The organism is Microbacterium sp. NPDC087592 (assembly GCF_044743585.1).
Lineage (GTDB): Bacteria > Actinomycetota > Actinomycetes > Actinomycetales > Microbacteriaceae > Microbacterium.
In genome coordinates this window covers 2,425,800-2,441,996 of the sequence record NZ_JBIUWT010000001.1, presented here as the reverse complement: position 1 = coordinate 2,441,996, position 16,197 = coordinate 2,425,800, and the positions used below count along the sequence as shown (strand labels likewise).

29 protein-coding genes are annotated in these 16,197 nt (G+C 65.2%); 1 reads left to right on the top strand and 28 read right to left on the bottom strand.

The window, feature by feature from the left end; all coding sequences use genetic code 11:
• The first annotated feature begins 28 nt into the window (after positions 1-28).
• A complete protein-coding gene (locus tag ACIOTO_RS11800; RefSeq protein ID WP_036302868.1) occupies positions 29-574 on the top strand; it encodes a helix-turn-helix domain-containing protein in 546 nt (181 codons plus the stop codon).
• An 86-nt stretch (positions 575-660) separates the two neighbouring features.
• Here the strand turns inward: ACIOTO_RS11800 and rplQ are convergent, their stop codons facing one another.
• The 28 genes from rplQ to rplD all read right to left on the bottom strand — a co-directional run bounded on the left by rplQ (position 661) and on the right by rplD (position 16,195).
• Positions 661-1,221, bottom strand: coding sequence for a 50S ribosomal protein L17 (gene rplQ, locus ACIOTO_RS11795; protein ID WP_105710441.1), 561 nt, complete (start codon positions 1,219-1,221; stop codon positions 661-663).
• A gap of 33 nt (positions 1,222-1,254) precedes the next feature.
• Positions 1,255-2,244 carry a DNA-directed RNA polymerase subunit alpha gene (locus ACIOTO_RS11790; RefSeq protein WP_029260932.1) on the bottom strand — a complete coding sequence of 330 codons (990 nt, stop codon included), beginning with the start codon at positions 2,242-2,244 and terminating at the stop codon, positions 1,255-1,257.
• 134 nt (positions 2,245-2,378) lie between these two features.
• Positions 2,379-2,777 (bottom strand): 30S ribosomal protein S11, encoded by a 399-nt coding sequence (gene rpsK / locus ACIOTO_RS11785; RefSeq protein ID WP_017829189.1) that lies wholly within the window; start codon positions 2,775-2,777, stop codon positions 2,379-2,381.
• Positions 2,778-2,808: 31 nt separating this feature from the next.
• The gene (gene rpsM, locus ACIOTO_RS11780) at positions 2,809-3,183 is read right to left on the bottom strand and encodes a 30S ribosomal protein S13 (RefSeq protein WP_017829190.1); all 375 of its coding nucleotides are present in this window, start codon (positions 3,181-3,183) and stop codon (positions 2,809-2,811) included.
• A 178-nt stretch (positions 3,184-3,361) separates the two neighbouring features.
• On the bottom strand, positions 3,362-3,478 hold the full coding sequence (rpmJ, locus tag ACIOTO_RS11775; protein WP_005050492.1) for a 50S ribosomal protein L36: 117 nt from the start codon (positions 3,476-3,478) through the stop codon (positions 3,362-3,364).
• 64 nt (positions 3,479-3,542) lie between these two features.
• On the bottom strand, positions 3,543-3,764 hold the full coding sequence (gene infA / locus ACIOTO_RS11770) for a translation initiation factor IF-1 (protein ID WP_017201569.1): 222 nt from the start codon (positions 3,762-3,764) through the stop codon (positions 3,543-3,545).
• A 165-nt stretch (positions 3,765-3,929) separates the two neighbouring features.
• Entirely contained in the window at positions 3,930-4,595 is a 666-nt protein-coding gene (locus tag ACIOTO_RS11765; protein WP_029260931.1) for a thioredoxin domain-containing protein, read from the bottom strand.
• Entirely contained in the window at positions 4,595-5,446 is an 852-nt protein-coding gene (map, locus tag ACIOTO_RS11760; protein ID WP_372469107.1) for a type I methionyl aminopeptidase, read from the bottom strand. The genes ACIOTO_RS11765 and map overlap by 1 nt, the downstream gene beginning before the upstream one ends.
• A 1-nt stretch (position 5,447) precedes the next feature.
• Positions 5,448-6,053 carry an adenylate kinase gene (locus ACIOTO_RS11755; protein ID WP_029260929.1) on the bottom strand — a complete coding sequence of 202 codons (606 nt, stop codon included), beginning with the start codon at positions 6,051-6,053 and terminating at the stop codon, positions 5,448-5,450.
• A complete protein-coding gene (gene secY, locus ACIOTO_RS11750) occupies positions 6,050-7,372 on the bottom strand; it encodes a preprotein translocase subunit SecY (protein WP_029260928.1) in 1,323 nt (440 codons plus the stop codon). Before secY ends, ACIOTO_RS11755 begins: the two co-directional genes overlap by 4 nt.
• 182 nt (positions 7,373-7,554) lie before the next feature.
• The gene (rplO, locus tag ACIOTO_RS11745) at positions 7,555-8,190 is read right to left on the bottom strand and encodes a 50S ribosomal protein L15 (protein WP_036302867.1); all 636 of its coding nucleotides are present in this window, start codon (positions 8,188-8,190) and stop codon (positions 7,555-7,557) included.
• Entirely contained in the window at positions 8,190-8,375 is a 186-nt protein-coding gene (gene rpmD, locus ACIOTO_RS11740; RefSeq protein ID WP_017201575.1) for a 50S ribosomal protein L30, read from the bottom strand. The genes rplO and rpmD overlap by 1 nt, the downstream gene beginning before the upstream one ends.
• On the bottom strand, positions 8,375-9,076 hold the full coding sequence (gene rpsE, locus ACIOTO_RS11735; protein WP_029260927.1) for a 30S ribosomal protein S5: 702 nt from the start codon (positions 9,074-9,076) through the stop codon (positions 8,375-8,377). Before rpsE ends, rpmD begins: the two co-directional genes overlap by 1 nt.
• The gene (rplR, locus tag ACIOTO_RS11730) at positions 9,073-9,432 is read right to left on the bottom strand and encodes a 50S ribosomal protein L18 (protein WP_029260926.1); all 360 of its coding nucleotides are present in this window, start codon (positions 9,430-9,432) and stop codon (positions 9,073-9,075) included. The genes rpsE and rplR overlap by 4 nt, the downstream gene beginning before the upstream one ends.
• A 2-nt stretch (positions 9,433-9,434) precedes the next feature.
• Entirely contained in the window at positions 9,435-9,971 is a 537-nt protein-coding gene (gene rplF, locus ACIOTO_RS11725) for a 50S ribosomal protein L6 (protein WP_029260925.1), read from the bottom strand.
• A gap of 6 nt (positions 9,972-9,977) precedes the next feature.
• Positions 9,978-10,376: a 30S ribosomal protein S8 gene (rpsH, locus tag ACIOTO_RS11720; protein WP_029260924.1), complete on the bottom strand. Its 399-nt coding sequence runs from the start codon at positions 10,374-10,376 to the stop codon at positions 9,978-9,980.
• A gap of 144 nt (positions 10,377-10,520) precedes the next feature.
• The gene (rplE, locus tag ACIOTO_RS11715; RefSeq protein WP_029260923.1) at positions 10,521-11,111 is read right to left on the bottom strand and encodes a 50S ribosomal protein L5; all 591 of its coding nucleotides are present in this window, start codon (positions 11,109-11,111) and stop codon (positions 10,521-10,523) included.
• Positions 11,111-11,470, bottom strand: a complete 360-nt coding sequence (gene rplX, locus ACIOTO_RS11710; protein ID WP_029260922.1) for a 50S ribosomal protein L24 — start codon at positions 11,468-11,470, stop codon at positions 11,111-11,113. Before rplX ends, rplE begins: the two co-directional genes overlap by 1 nt.
• A gap of 2 nt (positions 11,471-11,472) precedes the next feature.
• Positions 11,473-11,841, bottom strand: a complete 369-nt coding sequence (rplN, locus tag ACIOTO_RS11705) for a 50S ribosomal protein L14 (protein WP_017201583.1) — start codon at positions 11,839-11,841, stop codon at positions 11,473-11,475.
• Positions 11,838-12,170, bottom strand: a complete 333-nt coding sequence (rpsQ, locus tag ACIOTO_RS11700) for a 30S ribosomal protein S17 (RefSeq protein WP_021201120.1) — start codon at positions 12,168-12,170, stop codon at positions 11,838-11,840. The genes rplN and rpsQ overlap by 4 nt, the downstream gene beginning before the upstream one ends.
• A complete protein-coding gene (gene rpmC / locus ACIOTO_RS11695) occupies positions 12,170-12,487 on the bottom strand; it encodes a 50S ribosomal protein L29 (RefSeq protein ID WP_017829202.1) in 318 nt (105 codons plus the stop codon). Before rpmC ends, rpsQ begins: the two co-directional genes overlap by 1 nt.
• On the bottom strand, positions 12,487-12,906 hold the full coding sequence (rplP, locus tag ACIOTO_RS11690; protein WP_017829203.1) for a 50S ribosomal protein L16: 420 nt from the start codon (positions 12,904-12,906) through the stop codon (positions 12,487-12,489). The genes rpmC and rplP overlap by 1 nt, the downstream gene beginning before the upstream one ends.
• The gene (gene rpsC, locus ACIOTO_RS11685) at positions 12,906-13,661 is read right to left on the bottom strand and encodes a 30S ribosomal protein S3 (RefSeq protein WP_017201587.1); all 756 of its coding nucleotides are present in this window, start codon (positions 13,659-13,661) and stop codon (positions 12,906-12,908) included. Before rpsC ends, rplP begins: the two co-directional genes overlap by 1 nt.
• Positions 13,661-14,059 carry a 50S ribosomal protein L22 gene (gene rplV / locus ACIOTO_RS11680; RefSeq protein WP_017829204.1) on the bottom strand — a complete coding sequence of 133 codons (399 nt, stop codon included), beginning with the start codon at positions 14,057-14,059 and terminating at the stop codon, positions 13,661-13,663. The genes rpsC and rplV overlap by 1 nt, the downstream gene beginning before the upstream one ends.
• Positions 14,059-14,340 carry a 30S ribosomal protein S19 gene (gene rpsS, locus ACIOTO_RS11675; RefSeq protein ID WP_017829205.1) on the bottom strand — a complete coding sequence of 94 codons (282 nt, stop codon included), beginning with the start codon at positions 14,338-14,340 and terminating at the stop codon, positions 14,059-14,061. The genes rplV and rpsS overlap by 1 nt, the downstream gene beginning before the upstream one ends.
• A gap of 12 nt (positions 14,341-14,352) precedes the next feature.
• Positions 14,353-15,192, bottom strand: a complete 840-nt coding sequence (rplB, locus tag ACIOTO_RS11670) for a 50S ribosomal protein L2 (protein WP_017201590.1) — start codon at positions 15,190-15,192, stop codon at positions 14,353-14,355.
• A gap of 20 nt (positions 15,193-15,212) precedes the next feature.
• Complete coding sequence (rplW, locus tag ACIOTO_RS11665; RefSeq protein ID WP_017829206.1) at positions 15,213-15,536, bottom strand: 50S ribosomal protein L23; 324 nt, start codon at positions 15,534-15,536, stop codon at positions 15,213-15,215.
• The gene (gene rplD, locus ACIOTO_RS11660; protein WP_400857930.1) at positions 15,533-16,195 is read right to left on the bottom strand and encodes a 50S ribosomal protein L4; all 663 of its coding nucleotides are present in this window, start codon (positions 16,193-16,195) and stop codon (positions 15,533-15,535) included. The genes rplW and rplD overlap by 4 nt, the downstream gene beginning before the upstream one ends.
• Positions 16,196-16,197: the final 2 nt, after the last annotated feature.

Genomic DNA, 16,197 nt, shown 5'->3' with positions numbered 1-16,197 from the left:
ACAGTCATCCGTTCGATCGAAAGGATCGATGAATCACGTGCTCGGCGAACGCCTCAAATCCCTCAGGGCCGCAAAGGGTCTCACCCTGCGGCAGCTCTCCGACCTGTCCGGCCTCTCGGTCAGCATGCTCAGCCAGATCGAGAGCGGCTCGGCCGACCCGAGTCTCGGTTCGCTGCGCAAGCTCGCCCAGGTGTTCGAAGCCTCGATCGCCACGCTGTTCAGCGATCCGGATGCCCCCAACGTGTCCGTCAGCCGGCCGGGCGCCCGGCATCGACTCAGCGGATCCGACGCGGGCTTCGTCTACGAGCGACTGACGCCGGGACGCGGCGACCTCGAAGTCCTCACCGCCGACATCCCCCCGGGGGCCGCGAGCTCCGCACACCCCTGGGGCCACCCGTCGACCGAGTGCGTCTTCGTCATCAGCGGGGAACTCACCGTCGAGATCGCGGGGCAGACGTACATCATCGTGGGCAGCGAGTCGATCACCTTCGACTCCCGCCAGCCGCATCGCTACATCAACGCCAGTGACGCGATGACCTCGATCGTCGTCTCGGTCACTCCCCCGTCACCGTGATATGACCCCGCCGCGGCCCACCGCCCGGCACACGAAGAAGCCCGCCACCCCAAATGGGGCGGCGGGCTTCTTCGTGAGCGAAGTGCTTACTCGGACTTCTTCTCGACAGCGTCCTCAGCGGCAGCCTCGGCTGCTTCGCCTTCGGCCTGCGACTCGGCGCCGGCCTCGGCTGCGTCCTCGGCGGGAGCCTCCTCAGCGGGGGTCTCCTCGACGACCTCGGCGGGCTTCTCCGCCTTCTCGGCCTTCGGCGCAGCAGCAGCCTTCTTGGTCGACTTCGCCTTCGGGGTGACGGGCTCGAGAACGAGCTCGATCACGGCCATCGGAGCGTTGTCGCCCTTGCGGTTGCCGACCTTCGTGATGCGGGTGTAGCCGCCCTCGCGCTCGGCGACGAGCGGTGCGATCTCGGAGAACAGGATGTGCACGACTTCCTTGTCACCGATGACCGACAGCACGCGACGACGCGCGTGCAGGTCGCCACGCTTGGCGAAGGTGATCAGACGCTCGGCGAGCGGACGAAGGCGCTTGGCCTTGGTCTCGGTCGTCTTGATCGACTTGTGGGTGTAGAGCGCCGCCGCGAGGTTGGCAAGCATCAGGCGCTCGTGTGCGGGGCCGCCTCCGAGGCGGGGACCCTTAGTGGGCTTGGGCATAATCGTCTAACTCCTGGTCAGAAAGGTCGGGTTTCAGAAGGACTCGTCTTCGCTGCCGCCGTAGAAGTGGGCGCCGTCGAAACCGGGCACCGAATCCTTGAGCGACAGACCGAGCGAGATGAGCTTGTCGCGCACCTCGTCGACCGACTTCTGGCCGAAATTGCGGATGTTCATGAGCTGCGTCTCCGACAGGGCGACGAGCTCCGAAACAGTGTTGATGCCCTCACGCTTCAGGCAGTTGTACGAGCGGACCGACAGGTCGAGATCTTCGATCGGCATCGACAGCTCGCTGGAGTTCACAGCCTCCACCGGCGCCGGGCCGATCTCGATGCCCTCGGCCTCGACGTTCAGCTCGCGGGCGAGACCGAACAGCTCGGTGAGCGTCTTCGCAGCCGACGCGACGGCGTCGCGGGGGCTGATCGCCGACTTGGTCTCGACGTCGAGGACGAGCTTGTCGAAGTCGGTACGCTCACCGGCACGAGTCGCCTCGACGCGGTAGCTCACCTTGAGGACCGGCGAGTAGATCGAGTCGATCGGGATCTGACCGGCCTCGGCGTACTCGTTGCGGTTCTGCGTCGCCGAGACGTAGCCACGGCCACGCTCGATCGTGAGCTCGAGCTCGAACTTCGCGGTCTCGTTCAGCGTCGCGATGACGAGCTCGGGGTTCTGCACCTCGACACCGGCCGGAGCCGAGATGTCGGCGGCGGTGACCTCGCCCGAACCGGTCTTGCGCAGGTACGCCGTGATGGGCTCGTCGCGCTCCGAGGAGACGACCAGCTGCTTGATGTTGAGGATGATCTCGGTGACATCCTCCTTCACGCCGGGGATGGTGCTGAACTCGTGCAGCACGCCGTCGATGCGAACGCTGGTGACAGCAGCACCGGGGATCGACGACAGCAGGCTGCGGCGCAGCGCGTTGCCGATCGTGTAACCGAAGCCGGGCTCCAGAGGCTCGATGATGAACCGGCTACGGTTCTCGACGATCTTTTCCTCGGTCAGTGTGGGACGCTGTGCAATAAGCACTCTGTGTTCCTTTCGATCACATGCCCGCTATATGACATGTGGTGGGGTGAGGTTTTGAGTTGTGGAAGTCGATGCCCGTACGCGGGCGTCGAGCCGCTCGGACCACGAATGGGCCGAGCGGCTCGAGGCGCGTATCAGACGCGGCGACGCTTCGGCGGACGGCAGCCGTTGTGCGCCTGGGGGGTGACGTCCTGGATCGAACCCACCTCGAGGCCTGCGGCCTGCAGCGAGCGGATCGCGGTCTCGCGGCCGGAGCCCGGACCCTTCACGAGGACGTCGACCTTCTTGACGCCGTGCTCCGCGGCCTGGCGGGCTGCGGACTCGGCAGCCATACCGGCGGCGTACGGGGTCGACTTGCGGGAGCCCTTGAAGCCCACGCCACCCGACGATGCCCAGGCGATGACAGCGCCGGACGGGTCGGTGATCGAGACGATCGTGTTGTTGAACGTCGACTTGATGTGGGCCTGGCCCAGCGCGATGTTCTTCTTTTCCTTGCGGCGCGGCTTGCGCGCGGCGGCCTTGGGTGCAGCCATGAAAGTGTTCTCCTAGTCCCTGGGGCCGCGCTTAGCGGGCCTTCTTCTTGCCTGCGACGGTGCGCTTCGGGCCCTTGCGGGTACGGGCGTTGGTCTTGGTGCGCTGACCACGGACCGGGAGACCACGACGGTGGCGGATGCCCTCGTAGGAGCCGATCTCGACCTTGCGGCGGATGTCTGCTGCAACCTCGCGGCGCAGGTCACCCTCCACCTTGTAGTTGCCTTCGATGTGGTCGCGGAGGGCGATCAGCTGGTCGTCGCTGAGGTCCTTCACGCGGATGCTCTCGTCGATCTCCGTCGCCTTGAGGATCTCGACCGAGCGGGTACGGCCGACGCCGTAGATGTAGGTAAGGGCGATCACCACGCGCTTGTCGCGCGGGATGTCAACGCCGGCAAGACGTGCCATGCGGTTCTCCTGGGTGTTGTGGAGGTGTGGAACAGGATCGGTGCCCGGGCCTCCGCCCCGAGGTGTCCCCCGCTTCCGCGGGTTCTGATCCTGCCGTTGTGTTTTCAGTTATGAGATGTGCGTGAGCGATGCCGCGCAGCTCGGGCCCGTCGAGCGGATCGGCGGGCCCGCCGGGGACTCAGCCCTGGCGCTGCTTGTGACGCGGGTTGCTCTTGCAGATCACCATGACGCGGCCGTGACGGCGGATCACCTTGCAGTGATCGCAGATGGGCTTGACGCTGGGGTTGACCTTCATGATGTTTCCTGTTCGCTGTCTTCGTACCGCCCCAGGCAGGGGCAGGCCGTTACTTCTCGACCGATCAGCGGTAGCGGTAGACGATACGGCCGCGGGTCAGGTCGTAGGGGCTGAGCTCCACGACCACACGGTCCTCGGGGATGATACGGATGTAGTTCTGCCGCATCTTGCCGGAGATCGTTGCAAGGACCTTGTGTCCGTTGCTGAGCTCAACGCGGAACATCGCGTTGGGCAGAGCCTCGGAGATCACGCCCTCGATCTCGATGACACCGTCTTTCTTAGCCATAGCCTCGCTGACGCTTCTGCAGATCGGTCGATCTGCGGTGGGTGATTGGGTTTATGGTGCTGCGCCGACGGACACGCCGAATCAAGGCACAAAGCACCAAAGATCTATGTTAGACGCTCCGGAGTCATCCGGCAACTTGACCGCCAGTGGCGGACAGCTGTCGGATCAACCGATCAGCTTCTCCATCTCGGTGATCTCGCCGGCCTGCAGGTCGAGGCGCTTGCCGTTGACCTCGATGGTCGGCGTGCCGCCGATTTCATGAGCCTTCGCCTGCGCCGCTCCGAACTTGCGATAGGTCTCGTCAGTGATGCACGAGACCGCATCGTCAGCGCCGACCTGCGATGCGAAGTCGGCGAGCTGATCCGTTGTGAGACCCGCGGAATTCTCTGCCGGCTGGTTGTCGAACAGCGTCTTGGAGTAGTCGAGGTAGAGATCCGGGTTCGACTCCGCAACGCAGAAGGCCGCGCCGGCGGAGCGAGACGAGTACTCGGTGCCCTGCGAGTAGCGGTCCAGAATCGCGATGGGGTGGTACTCGAGGGTGATGCGACCGTCGGCGGCAGCGGCTTCCAGCTGCTCGCCGTACTGCTCCTCGAAGCTGGCGCAGATCGGGCACTGGAAGTCGACGAAGACCGCGACAGTGTCCTCGCCGTCACCGAACGAGATCGCACCGGTCTCTGAATTGAACGTGTCGTTGGCCTTCGGTGCCGCGCCGGGCGAGGTGGCCTGGTTGTTGAGGAACACCACGAGTCCACCGATCGCCACCAGCACCACGACCACGGCGATGGAGACGCCGATCGCGAACCAGTTGGTGTTGCTCTTCGCCGCTGCCATTACTTTCCGATCTCTCGAGGCTCGACTCCGAATGGAGCGAGTCCGGCTCTTCCGCCATCGGGCGCAGTCAGCACCCAGATACCCCCATCATGCAGGGCGACGCTATGTTCCCAATGGGAGCCGTCCGTGCCGTCGACCGTCGTGACGGTCCAGTCATCATCCTCGATGAACGTCGAATCCCCACCCGCGGTGACCATCGGCTCGATCGCGAGCACGAGACCGGGTTTGACGTCTTCGCCACGGTCGGGCGTGCGGTAGTTGAAGACACTGGGGGCTTCGTGCATCTTGCGGCCGATGCCGTGCCCGACATACTCACGGAGGATGCCGTACGGGTCCCCCGACACCGCCGATGGGCCCTGAGCCTCGATGTAGTCCTGGATGGCCGCGCCGATCTCATCGATCGACGAGACGGATGCCATCGCGGCGATCCCCGCCCACATGGATCCCTCGGTCACGCGGGAGAGCTCTTCGCGCTGCGCGACCAGTTCCGGCCGCTCCGGGTCGGGAACCACGACCGTGATCGCACTGTCGCCGTTCCAGCCCTTGAACTGCGCGCCGCAGTCGACCGAGACGATGTCGCCGGGCTGCAGCACGCGCTCACCCGGGATCCCGTGCACGACCTGCTCGTTCACCGAGATGCACGTCGTGTGATGGTAGCCGCGCACCAGCTGGAAGTTCGACTCCGCGCCGCGGGCCAGGATCGTGCGGTTGGCCATCGCGTCCAGCTCGAGGGTCGTCACGCCGGCCTTGATCAGCGGGCGGACGGCATCCAGCGCTGCGGCCGTGATGAGCCCCGGCTCGACCATCGCTCGCAGCTGAGCCGGGGTCTTGTAGATCGACCGGCGGAACATCTCAGGAGGCGGAGGCCGCGAGGCGCAGGCCGCGGGCGGCCAGAGCCGCCGTGATCCGCTCGGTGACGTCGTCGAGAGCGCCGGTACCGTCGATGCGGTCGACGATGCCCTTGGCACCGTACACCTCGATGATCGGAGCGGTCTCCCGCTCGTAGATGTCGAGACGGTGGCCGATGGCCTCCGGGGTGTCATCCGAACGGCCCTGCTCGGTGGCGCGGAGCGTCAGACGCTCCAGGCTCTCCTCACGTGGCACGTCGAGGAGGATGACCGCGTCGAGCGACTCCCCCCGCCCCGCGAGGAACGACTCCAGGTGGGCGACCTGCGCAGTGTTTCGCGGGTACCCGTCGAGCAGGAACCCGTGGGCTGCGTCGTCCTGCGACAGCCGGTCGCGCACGATCTCGCTCGTCAGCTCGTCCGGAACGAGGTCACCCTTGTCGAGGATCGCCGTGACCTGCTGGCCCAGCGGTGTCCCCTCCTTGATGTTCGCGCGGAAGATGTCACCGGTCGAGACGACCGGGATGCCGTAGGACTCGGCGATGCGCACGCCCTGCGTGCCCTTGCCGGAGCCCTGCGGGCCGACGATGAGAAGACGTGCGGATGCTGTCATCGGAGGAGCCCTTCATAGTGTCGCTGCTGCAGCTGAGCGTCGATCTGCTTGACCGTCTCGAGACCCACACCCACGATGATGAGGATCGAGGCGCCGCCGAACGGGAAGTTCTGGTTCGCGCCGACCGTGGCCAGTGCGATCAGCGGGATGAGCGCGATCAGACCGAGGTACAGCGAGCCCGGGAGCGTGATGCGGGTGAGCACGTAGTCGAGGTACTCGGCGGTCGGGCGACCCGCACGGATGCCGGGGATGAACCCGCCGTACTTCTTCATGTTGTCCGCGACCTCGACCGGGTTGAACGTGATCGCCACGTAGAAGTAGGTGAAGCCGATGATCAGCAGGAAGTAGGCGGCCATGTACACCGGGCTGTTGCCGGTGGTGAAGTTCGCGGTGATCCAGCTGACCCACTCGGGCGGCGTGGATCCGTCCTGCGGAGTGTTGAACTGCGCGATGAGAGCCGGGATGTACAGCAGCGACGACGCGAAGATCACGGGGATCACACCCGCCATGTTCACCTTGATCGGGATGTACGTATTGGTGCCGCCGTACGTGCGGCGACCGACCATGCGCTTGGCGTACTGCACGGGGATCCGTCGCTGGGATTGCTCGACGAAGACGACGAGCCCCATGACGATGATTCCCACCAGCAGCACGAGGAGGAAGACCTCGAAGCCCTTGGTCTGCCAGATGAGGCCCATGGCACCGGGGAACGTCGCGGCGATGGAGGTGAAGATGAGCAGCGACATGCCGTTGCCGATGCCGCGCTCGGTGACCAGCTCGGCGAACCACATGATGAGACCGGTACCGGCCGTCATGGTCATGATGATGAGCAGCTGCGCCCACCACACGTCATTGGTCAGCAACTGCTGGCAGGCGGCGAGATCGGTGGATCCGAACAGCTGGCCGCTGCGCGCCACCGTCACGAGCGTCGTCGACTGGAGGAGCGCGAGCGCGATGGTGAGGTACCGGGTGTACTGGGTCAGACGGGCCTGACCGGCCTGTCCTTCCTTGTGCAGCGCCTCGAAGTGCGGGATCACCACGCGAAGGAGCTGGGTGATGATCGTCGCCGTGATGTACGGCATGACGCCGAGCGCGAAGATCGACAGCTGCAGCAGCGCGCCGCCGGAGAAGAGGTTGACCAGTCCGAGCAGGCCGTCGGTGCCCGCGTTCGCCGCGAGGCACTCCTCGACGTTCGGGAAGTTCACGAACGGCGCAGGGACGTTGGAGCCGAGACGGTAGATCGCGATGATGGCGAGGGTGAAACCGATCTTCCGACGCAGGTCCGGGGTGCGGAAGATCCGCGCGATGGCGCTAAACAAGGACGTTCCTCCTGAAAAGTTGCCGATTCCCGAAGGACGGCTGAAAGACCAGGGTAACGCAATCCGGGGTTCCCGGAATTCGTCACCGATACCAGGCCCGCCGGATGCGGCCCCAGAGCGAGGTCTCGGAGTGTGAAACGACGAGAGGGGCCGGAGAATCTCCGGCCCCTCTCATCTTGCGGTTACTTGACGGATCCGCCCGCCGCGACGATCTTCTGCTCGGCAGAACCCGAGACCTTGTCGACCGAAACGGTGAGCTTCACGGCGATGTCGCCGTTTCCGAGAACCTTGACCTTCTCGTTCTTGCGAACGGCACCCTTGGCGACCAGGTCGCCGATGGTGACATCGCCACCCTTGGGGTACAGCTCCGCGAGCTTCTCCAGGTTCACGACCTGGTACTCGACGCGGAACGGGTTCTTGAACCCGCGCAGCTTCGGGGTGCGCATGTGCAGCGGCATCTGCCCACCCTCGAAGCCGACGCGAACGGTGTTGCGCGCCTTGGTGCCCTTGGTACCACGACCGGCGGTCTTACCCTTGGAGCCCTCACCACGGCCGACGCGAGTCTTGGCGGTGTTGGATCCGGGGACCGGACGCAGGTGGTGCACCTTCAGGACGCCGGGGCGGGATGCCGGAGCATCCTTCGCAGGCGCAGCCTTCTTGGCGGCCGGCTTCTTGGCCGGAGCGTCAGCCTTGGCGGCGGACGCAGCGGTCTTGGCCGGAGCCTTCTTCGCGGCGGGCTTCTTCTCAGCGGCAGCCTTGGGAGCTGCAGCCTTCTTCGGGGCCTTCTCAGCCTCGACGGCCTCGTTCTTCTCAGCCATTAGTCGATCTCCTCAACCTTGACGAGGTGTGCGACGGTCTTGACGTAACCGCGCGTCTGCGCGTCGTCGGGGCGGACGGTGGTGTCACCGATCCGCTTGAGACCGAGGCTGCGCAGCGTGTCACGCTGGTTCTGCTTCTCGCTCACCTTGGACTTGATCTGCGTGACCTTCAGTCGCGCGGCCATCAGGCACCTACCTTCTGCGCGGCGATGGCCTCGGCCTCTGCGCGCACGAGGCGGGCAGGGGCGACCTGGTCGAACTCGAGGCCACGACGCGCGGCGACCGCACGAGGCTCCTCGAGCTGCTTCAGGGCCGTGACCGTCGCGTGCACGATGTTGATCGTGTTCGACGAGCCGAGCGACTTCGACAGCACGTCGTGGATACCGGCGCACTCGAGCACGGCGCGGACCGGACCACCGGCGATGACACCGGTACCGGCAGCGGCCGGACGGAGCAGGACCACACCTGCGGCGGCCTCACCCTGCACGGGGTGCGGGATGGTGCTGCCGACGCGCGGAACGCGGAAGAAGTTGCGCTTGGCCTCTTCGACACCCTTCGAGATCGCCAGGGGGACCTCTCGGGCCTTGCCGTAGCCGACGCCGACCAGACCGTTGCCGTCACCGACGACCACGAGGGCGGTGAAGCTGAAGCGACGACCACCCTTCACGACCTTCGAGACACGGTTGATCGTGACGACGCGCTCCAGGAACTGGTTGTCACCACGGTCGCGCGAGTTGCGGTCGCGGCCACCCTGGTTGCGGTCACCGCGGCCACCGCGGCGGCCATCACGCTGATCGCGAGCCGGCTCTGCCTGCGTGGTGCCCGCAGCCGTCTCGGAAGTGGCAGCTGCCGCTTCGGTCACTTCGTTCTCCTTGTTGTCACTCACAGTGCCAGACCCCCTTCGCGGGCGCCGTCGGCGATGGCGGCGACACGACCTGCGTAGCGGTTGCCGCCACGGTCGAACACTGCCTCGGAAACGCCGGCAGCCTTCGCACGCTCGGCGAGGAGCTCGCCGACCTTGCGGGCCTTGGCGGTCTTGTCACCCTCGAGCGAACGCAGGTCGGTCTCGAGCGTCGAAGCCGACGCGACGGTGTGACCCTTGCTGTCGTCGACCAGCTGCACGAAGACGTGGCGGGCCGAGCGGTTGACGACGAGGCGCGGACGCACCTCGGTGCCGACGACCTTCTTGCGAAGGCGGGCGTGACGACGCGCGCGGGCGTCAGACTTTGACTTGAGAGCCATGGTTACTTACCACTCTTTCCGGCCTTGCGACGCACGTTCTCGCCGGCGTAGCGCACACCCTTGCCCTTGTACGGCTCGGGCTTGCGGATCTTGCGGATGTTGGCAGCTGCCTCGCCGACAGCCTGCTTGTCGATCCCGCTGACGGTGAGCTTGGTGGTGCCCTCGACCGTGAGCGTGATGCCGGCGGGCGGGTCGATCAGGACCGGGTGCGAGAAGCCGAGGGCGAACTCGACCGAGCTCCCCTTCTGCTGCACGCGGTAACCGGTGCCGACGACCTCGAGACCCTTGGTGTAGCCCTGGGTCACGCCGATGATGTTGTTGTTGATGAGCGTGCGGGTCAGGCCGTGAAGCGACCGAGACTCGCGCTCGTCGTCGGGACGGGAGACCAGAACCTGGTTCTCCTCGACCGCGACCTCGATGGGGTTGGCCACCGTGAGGGTGAGCTCACCCTTGGGGCCCTTCACCGAGACCACGCGGCCTGCGACCGAAACGGTCACGCCCGCGGGAACGTCGATGGGAAGTCGTCCAATACGCGACATTTCGAATTACCACACGTAGGCGAGAACTTCTCCGCCCACGCCCTTCTGCTCAGCCTGACGGTCGGTGAGAAGACCGGAGGAGGTGGACAGGATGGCCACGCCGAGGCCGCCGAGGACCGTGGGGAGCTCGGTGGACTTCGCGTAGACGCGGAGGCCGGGCTTCGAGACGCGCTTGATACCAGCGATCGAGCGCTCACGGTTGGGGCCGTACTTCAGCGTCAGCGTGAGGTTCTGTCCGACGCGGGCGTCAGAGGTCTCCCAGCCGGCGATGTAGCCCTCCTGCTGGAGGATCTGAGCGATGTTCGTCTTGAGCTTGCTCGACGGCAGGGTCACGGAATCGTGGTGCGCCGAGTTCGCGTTACGCAGACGGGTCAGCAGATCTGCGACCGGGTCTGTCATTGTCATTGTTGTTTTCCTTTGTTCATGAGGTTCCGGCTGCCGTTACACGACAGACGGCCTGCGATGACACGCAATCTTCAATTGTAGGTGCATGTCGGCGAGTACTTCGACAGGCTCAGCAACCCATGGGTCCCTGAGCCTGTCGAAGGGTCACGCCTGTGCGTCTTCCGAGCGGAACGGGAAGCCGAGGTGACGGAGCAGTGCTCGTCCCTCGTCATCCGTCTTCGCGGTGGTGACGACGGTGATGTCGAAACCGCGAACCCGGTCGATCTTGTCCTGATCGATCTCGTGGAACACGCTCTGCTCCTGGAGACCGAAGGTGTAGTTGCCGTTGCCGTCGAACTGCTTGCCCGAGAGACCGCGGAAGTCGCGGATACGGGGCAGGGCCAGCGAGACGAGACGGTCCACGAACTCCCACGCGCGGTCACCGCGGAGGGTGACGTGCGCGCCGATGGCCTGGCCCTCACGCAGCTTGAACTGCGCGATGGACTTGCGGGCCTTCGTGACGATCGGCTTCTGGCCGGTGATCTTGGTGAGGTCGTCGACCGCACCATCGATCACCTTGCTGTCGCGAGCTGCCTCGCCGACACCGGTGTTCACGACGACCTTGACCAGTCCGGGGATCTGCATGACGTTCGCGTAACCGAACTCGTCCTGCAGAGCCTTCTTGATCTCGCTGTTGTACTTCTGCTTCAGGCGCGGCTGGATCTTGCCAGCCGGCGCGGCAGTGTCGGTGCTCATCAGAGGTCCTTACCGCTCTTCTTCGCGTACCGCACGCGGACGGTGCGCTTGACGCCGTCCTTGGTCTGCTCCTCGACCCGGTGGCCGACCTTGGTCGGCTTCTTGGTCGAAGGGTCGACGAGTGCGACGTTCGAGATGTGGATGGAGGCTTCGACGGTCTCGATGCCTCCGGTCTTGGTGCCACGCTGCGTCTGTCCGACGCGGGTGTGCTTGGTGACGTAGTTCACGCCTTCGACGATCACGCGGTTCTTGTCACCGAGGACGTCGAGGACCTTGCCCTGCTTGCCACGGTCGCCGCCACGCTCCTGCGTGGCACCGGTGATGACCTGAACCAGGTCACCCTTCTTGATCTTCGCCATGATTAGATGACCTCCGGCGCCAGCGAGACGATCTTCATGAACTTCTTGTCACGAAGCTCACGACCGACCGGCCCGAAGATACGGGTGCCGCGGGGCTCCCCGTCGTTCTTCAGGATCACTGCGGCGTTCTCGTCGAACTTGATGTAGGAGCCGTCCGGACGACGGACCTCCTTCTTGGTGCGGACGATGACCGCCTTGACGACATCGCCCTTCTTCACGTTGCCACCGGGGATCGCGTCCTTGACGGTCGCGACGATGGTGTCGCCGAGACCGGCGTAACGACGCTTCGAGCCACCGAGGACACGAATCGTGAGGAGCTCCTTGGCGCCGGTGTTGTCGGCGACCTTGAGTCGGGATTCCTGCTGAATCACTTGGCCTTCTCCAGAATCTCCACCAGACGCCAGCGCTTCGTGGCGCTCAGCGGGCGGGTCTCGTTGATCAGGACCAGGTCGCCGATGCCGGCGGAGTTCGCCTCATCGTGCGCCTTGACCTTCGAGGTGCGGCGGATGACCTTGCCGTAAAGCGGGTGCTTCACGCGGTCCTCGACCTCGACCACGATGGTCTTGTCCATCTTGTCGCTGACGACGTAGCCGCGACGTGCCTTGCGGTAACCGCGGGCAGCGGAGTCGCGGACGTCGTGCTCGGACGACTCGTGTCCTGCGGCCTGCGTCTCCACAGTCGCTTCCTTCTTGGTGGCCATCACTCAGCCTCTTCCTTCACGGCGTCGTCGGCGGAGTCCGCCTTCTTCGCCTTCGACTTGGTCGCCTTCTTGGCCGGAGCCTCGACCGGAGCGGGCGTCGCACGGATGCCCAGCTCACGTTCGCGGATCACGGTGTAGAGGCGCGCGATGTCGCGCTTGACGGCGCGGATGCGGCCGTGGCTCTCCAGCTGGCCGGTGGCCGACTGGAAACGGAGGTTGAACAGCTCCTCCTTGGCCTTGCGCAGCTCCTCAACGAGGCGCTGGTCTTCGAATGTATCGAGCTCTGCCGGGGCGAGCTCCTTGGTGCCGATCGCCATTACGCGTCGCCCTCCTCGCGCTTGATGATGCGTGCCTTGAGCGGCAGCTTGTGAATTGCACGGGTCAGAGCTTCGCGAGCGAGCTCCTCGTCGACACCCGCGACCTCGAAGAGGACACGGCCCGGCTTGACGTTGGCGACCCACCACTCGGGAGAACCCTTACCGGAACCCATGCGGGTCTCGGCAGGCTTCTTCGTGAGCGGACGGTCGGGGTAGATGTTGATCCACACCTTTCCACCACGCTTGATGTGACGGGTCATCGCGATACGAGCGGACTCGATCTGACGGTTCGTCACGTAAGCGGGGGTCAGAGCCTGGATGCCGTACTCGCCGAAGGAGACCTTCGTGCCGCCGGTTGCCTGGCCCGAGCGACCCGGGTGGTGCTGCTTGCGGAACTTGACCTTACGGGGGATGAGCATTATGCCGACGCTCCTTCTGCGACAGGTGCCTCGTTGCGCGGGGCACGGCGGCGGTCGCCACCACGGTCGTCACGACGAGCCTTGGGTGCGTTGGCCTGCTCGCGAGCGAGCTCCTTGGCGGTCAGGTCGCCCTTGTAGATCCAGACCTTCACGCCGATGCGGCCGAAGGTGGTCTTCGCCTCGTAGAAGCCGTAGTCGATGTTCGCGCGCAGCGTGTGCAGCGGCACACGACCTTCGCGGTAGAACTCCGAGCGGCTCATCTCGGCGCCGCCGAGGCGGCCGGAGACCTGGATGCGGATGCCCTTGGCGCCGGCGCGCTGAGCGCCCTGCAGACCCTTACGCATCGCACGACGGAACGCCACGCGAGCAGAGAGCTGCTCGGCGATGCCCTGTGCGACGAGCTGAGCGTCAGCCTCGGGGTTCTTGACCTCGAGGATGTTCAGCTGGATCTGCTTGCCCGAGAGCTTCTCGAGGTCGCCACGGATGCGCTCGGCCTCGGCGCCACGACGACCGATCACGATGCCCGGACGGGCGGTGTGGATGTCGACGCGGACGCGGTCACGGGTGCGCTCGATCTCGATGTTCGAGACACCGGCGCGGTCGAGCTGCGTCTTGAGCAGGTTGCGGATCTTGATGTCCTCGGCGACGTAGTCGGCGTAACGCTGACCCGGCTTCGTCGAGTCAGAGAACCAACGCGAGACGTGGTCCGTCGTGATGCCGAGACGGAAGCCGTACGGGTTTACCTTCTGTCCCATTACTTGCTCGCCTTCTTGTTGCTGTCGCCCGCGGCGGCCGGAGCTGCCTCAGGCGTCGAGAGCACGACCGTGATGTGGCTCGTGCGCTTCTTGATCTGGAAAGCGCGACCCTGTGCACGGGGCTGGAAACGCTTGAGCGTGGTGCCCTCGTCGACGTACGCGTTGGCCACGTACAGGTCCTTCTCGTCGAGGAACTCGCCGTCGCGATCTGCCTTGACCTGCGCGTTGGCCATGGCCGACGCGACAAGCTTGTAGATCGGCTCGCTGGCGCTCTGCTGTGCGAACTTCAGGATCGCCAGAGCCTCCTGGGCCTGCTTGCCCTTGATGAGCGCGACGACACGACGAGCCTTCTGAGGGGTCACGCGGATGTGTCGCACGCGTGCGATCGATTCGACCATTAGCGGCGCCGCCCCTTCTTGTCGTCCTTCTCGTGGCCGCGGAAGGTGCGGGTGGGCGCGAACTCGCCCAGCTTGTGACCGACCATGGTCTCGGACACGAACACAGGGATGTGCTTGCGTCCGTCGTGGACCGCGATCGTGTGACCCAGCATGGCCGGGATGATCATGGACCGACGGGACCAGGTCTTGATGACGTTCTTGGTGCCGGCTTCGTTCTGCACGACCACCTTGCGAAGCAGGTGATCGTCGACGAAGGGGCCCTTCTTAAGACTGCGAGGCATCTTCTCTTACTCCTACTTACGCTTCTTGCCGGCGTTACGACGACGCACGATGTACTTGTCGCTTTCCTTGTTGGCGTGACGGGTACGACCCTCAGCCTGGCCCCACGGGGAGACGGGGTGACGACCACCAGAGGTCTTACCCTCACCACCACCGTGCGGGTGGTCCACCGGGTTCATCGCGACACCACGCACGGTCGGGCGGACGCCCTTCCAGCGCATGCGGCCGGCCTTGCCCCAGTTGATGTTCGACTGCTCGGCGTTGCCGACCTCGCCGATGGTCGCGCGGCAGCGCGCATCGACGTTGCGGATCTCGCCCGAGGGAAGACGCAGCTGGGCGTAGGGGCCGTCCTTGGCGACGAGACGGACGGATGCACCGGCCGAACGTGCCATCTTCGCGCCGCCACCGGGGCGGAGCTCGATCGCGTGGATGACGGTACCCGTGGGGATGTTCTTCAGCGGGAGGTTGTTGCCCGGCTTGATGTCAGCCCCGGCACCCGACTCGACGATGTCGCCCTGCTTCAGCTTCGCCGGAGCGAGGATGTAGCGCTTCTCACCGTCGAAGTAGTGCAGCAGCGCGATGCGCGCGGTGCGGTTGGGGTCGTACTCGATGTGAGCGACCTTGGCGTTGACGCCGTCCTTGTCGTTACGACGGAAGTCGATGACGCGGTACTGGCGCTTGTGGCCACCACCGATGTGACGGGTCGTGATGCGGCCCTGGTTGTTGCGACCACCGGTCTTCGAGAGCGGGCGCAGCAGCGACTTCTCCGGCGTCGATCGAGTGATCTCGGCGAAGTCAGCCACCGACGAGCCGCGACGGCCCGGGGTCGTGGGCTTGTACTTGCGAATAGCCATTATTGTCCTTATCCCCCGGGTCAGCCGATTGCCGTGAAGATGTCGATGGTGCCCGACTTCAGGGTGACGATGGCGCGCTTGGTGTCCTTGCGCTTGCCGGTGCCGAAGCGGGTGCGACGAGCCTTGCCGACGCGGTTGAGGGTGTTGACCCCTGCGACCTTGACGCCGAAGATCTTCTCGATGGCGAGCTTGATCTCGGTCTTCGAAGCGCGCGGGTCGACGAGGAAGGTGTACTTTCCTTCATCGATGAGCCCGTAGCTCTTCTCGGACACGACCGGCTTCAGGATGATGTCGCGCGGGTCCTTGTTCAGGGCCGTCTGGAGAACAGATGCCTGCTCGCTCATGCGGAGACCTCCTGGTTGGCGCCGGGCTTGGAGGCGATGAAGCCCTCGAGCGCGGCCTGGGTGAAGACGATGTCGTCGGAGACGAGCACGTCGTATGCGTTGAGCTGGTCGAACGTCAGCACGTGCAGGTTCGACAGGTTGCGGATGCTCTTCAGCGTCACGTCGTCGTTGCGCTCGATCACGACGAGCACGTTCTTCGACGAGACGACGTTGGTGAGGAAGTTCACCGCGGTCTTCGTCGAGGGCGTGCCGTCGATCCCGAAGGACTCGATGGCGTGGATGCGGTCGCCACGGAAGCGGTCGCTGAGCGCGCCCAGCAGGGCGGCCGCGATCATCTTCTTGGGCGTGCGCTGCGAGTAGTCACGCGGCTTCGGCCCGTGGACGATGCCACCACCGGTCATGTGCGGCGCACGGATGGAACCCTGACGGGCGTTACCCGTGCCCTTCTGCTTGAAGGGCTTGCGGCCGGCACCGGAGACCTCGCCACGACGCTTGGTCGAGTGCGTGCCCTGGCGAGCCGCCGCGAGCTGCGCGACGACGACCTGGTGGATGAGCGGGATGTTCGTCTTGGCGTCGAACAGCGCGGCGGGAAGCTCGATGGAGCCTGCCTTCTTGCCGTCTGCCTTGAGGACGTCGAGCGCGAGAGTGGAGTCAGCCATGT

What these genes read in the sequence shown, in the direction of transcription:
- ACIOTO_RS11800 (WP_036302868.1), top strand. Translation starts at nt 29, where the DNA reads ATGAATCACGTGCTCGGCGAACGCCTCAAATCCCTCAGGGCCGCAAAG.
- rplQ (WP_105710441.1), bottom strand. Translation starts at nt 1,221, where the DNA reads ATGCCCAAGCCCACTAAGGGTCCCCGCCTCGGAGGCGGCCCCGCACAC.
- rpsK (WP_017829189.1), bottom strand. Translation starts at nt 2,777, where the DNA reads ATGGCTGCACCCAAGGCCGCCGCGCGCAAGCCGCGCCGCAAGGAAAAG.
- rpsM (WP_017829190.1), bottom strand. Translation starts at nt 3,183, where the DNA reads ATGGCACGTCTTGCCGGCGTTGACATCCCGCGCGACAAGCGCGTGGTG.
- rpmJ (WP_005050492.1), bottom strand. Translation starts at nt 3,478, where the DNA reads ATGAAGGTCAACCCCAGCGTCAAGCCCATCTGCGATCACTGCAAGGTG.
- infA (WP_017201569.1), bottom strand. Translation starts at nt 3,764, where the DNA reads ATGGCTAAGAAAGACGGTGTCATCGAGATCGAGGGCGTGATCTCCGAG.
- ACIOTO_RS11765 (WP_029260931.1), bottom strand. Translation starts at nt 4,595, where the DNA reads ATGGCAGCGGCGAAGAGCAACACCAACTGGTTCGCGATCGGCGTCTCC.
- map (WP_372469107.1), bottom strand. Translation starts at nt 5,446, where the DNA reads ATGTTCCGCCGGTCGATCTACAAGACCCCGGCTCAGCTGCGAGCGATG.
- ACIOTO_RS11755 (WP_029260929.1), bottom strand. Translation starts at nt 6,053, where the DNA reads ATGACAGCATCCGCACGTCTTCTCATCGTCGGCCCGCAGGGCTCCGGC.
- rplO (WP_036302867.1), bottom strand. Translation starts at nt 8,190, where the DNA reads ATGGCTGAGAAGAACGAGGCCGTCGAGGCTGAGAAGGCCCCGAAGAAG.
- rpmD (WP_017201575.1), bottom strand. Translation starts at nt 8,375, where the DNA reads ATGGCCGCGCGACTGAAGGTCACGCAGATCAAGTCCAAGGTGAGCGAG.
- rplR (WP_029260926.1), bottom strand. Translation starts at nt 9,432, where the DNA reads ATGGCTCTCAAGTCAAAGTCTGACGCCCGCGCGCGTCGTCACGCCCGC.
- rplF (WP_029260925.1), bottom strand. Translation starts at nt 9,971, where the DNA reads ATGTCGCGTATTGGACGACTTCCCATCGACGTTCCCGCGGGCGTGACC.
- rpsH (WP_029260924.1), bottom strand. Translation starts at nt 10,376, where the DNA reads ATGACAATGACAGACCCGGTCGCAGATCTGCTGACCCGTCTGCGTAAC.
- rplE (WP_029260923.1), bottom strand. Translation starts at nt 11,111, where the DNA reads ATGAGCACCGACACTGCCGCGCCGGCTGGCAAGATCCAGCCGCGCCTG.
- rplX (WP_029260922.1), bottom strand. Translation starts at nt 11,470, where the DNA reads ATGGCGAAGATCAAGAAGGGTGACCTGGTTCAGGTCATCACCGGTGCC.
- rpsQ (WP_021201120.1), bottom strand. Translation starts at nt 12,170, where the DNA reads ATGGCCACCAAGAAGGAAGCGACTGTGGAGACGCAGGCCGCAGGACAC.
- rpmC (WP_017829202.1), bottom strand. Translation starts at nt 12,487, where the DNA reads ATGGCGATCGGCACCAAGGAGCTCGCCCCGGCAGAGCTCGATACATTC.
- rplP (WP_017829203.1), bottom strand. Translation starts at nt 12,906, where the DNA reads ATGCTCATCCCCCGTAAGGTCAAGTTCCGCAAGCAGCACCACCCGGGT.
- rpsC (WP_017201587.1), bottom strand. Translation starts at nt 13,661, where the DNA reads ATGGGACAGAAGGTAAACCCGTACGGCTTCCGTCTCGGCATCACGACG.
- rplV (WP_017829204.1), bottom strand. Translation starts at nt 14,059, where the DNA reads ATGGTCGAATCGATCGCACGCGTGCGACACATCCGCGTGACCCCTCAG.
- rpsS (WP_017829205.1), bottom strand. Translation starts at nt 14,340, where the DNA reads ATGCCTCGCAGTCTTAAGAAGGGCCCCTTCGTCGACGATCACCTGCTT.
- rplB (WP_017201590.1), bottom strand. Translation starts at nt 15,192, where the DNA reads ATGGCTATTCGCAAGTACAAGCCCACGACCCCGGGCCGTCGCGGCTCG.
- rplW (WP_017829206.1), bottom strand. Translation starts at nt 15,536, where the DNA reads ATGAGCGAGCAGGCATCTGTTCTCCAGACGGCCCTGAACAAGGACCCG.
- rplD (WP_400857930.1), bottom strand. Translation starts at nt 16,195, where the DNA reads ATGGCTGACTCCACTCTCGCGCTCGACGTCCTCAAGGCAGACGGCAAG.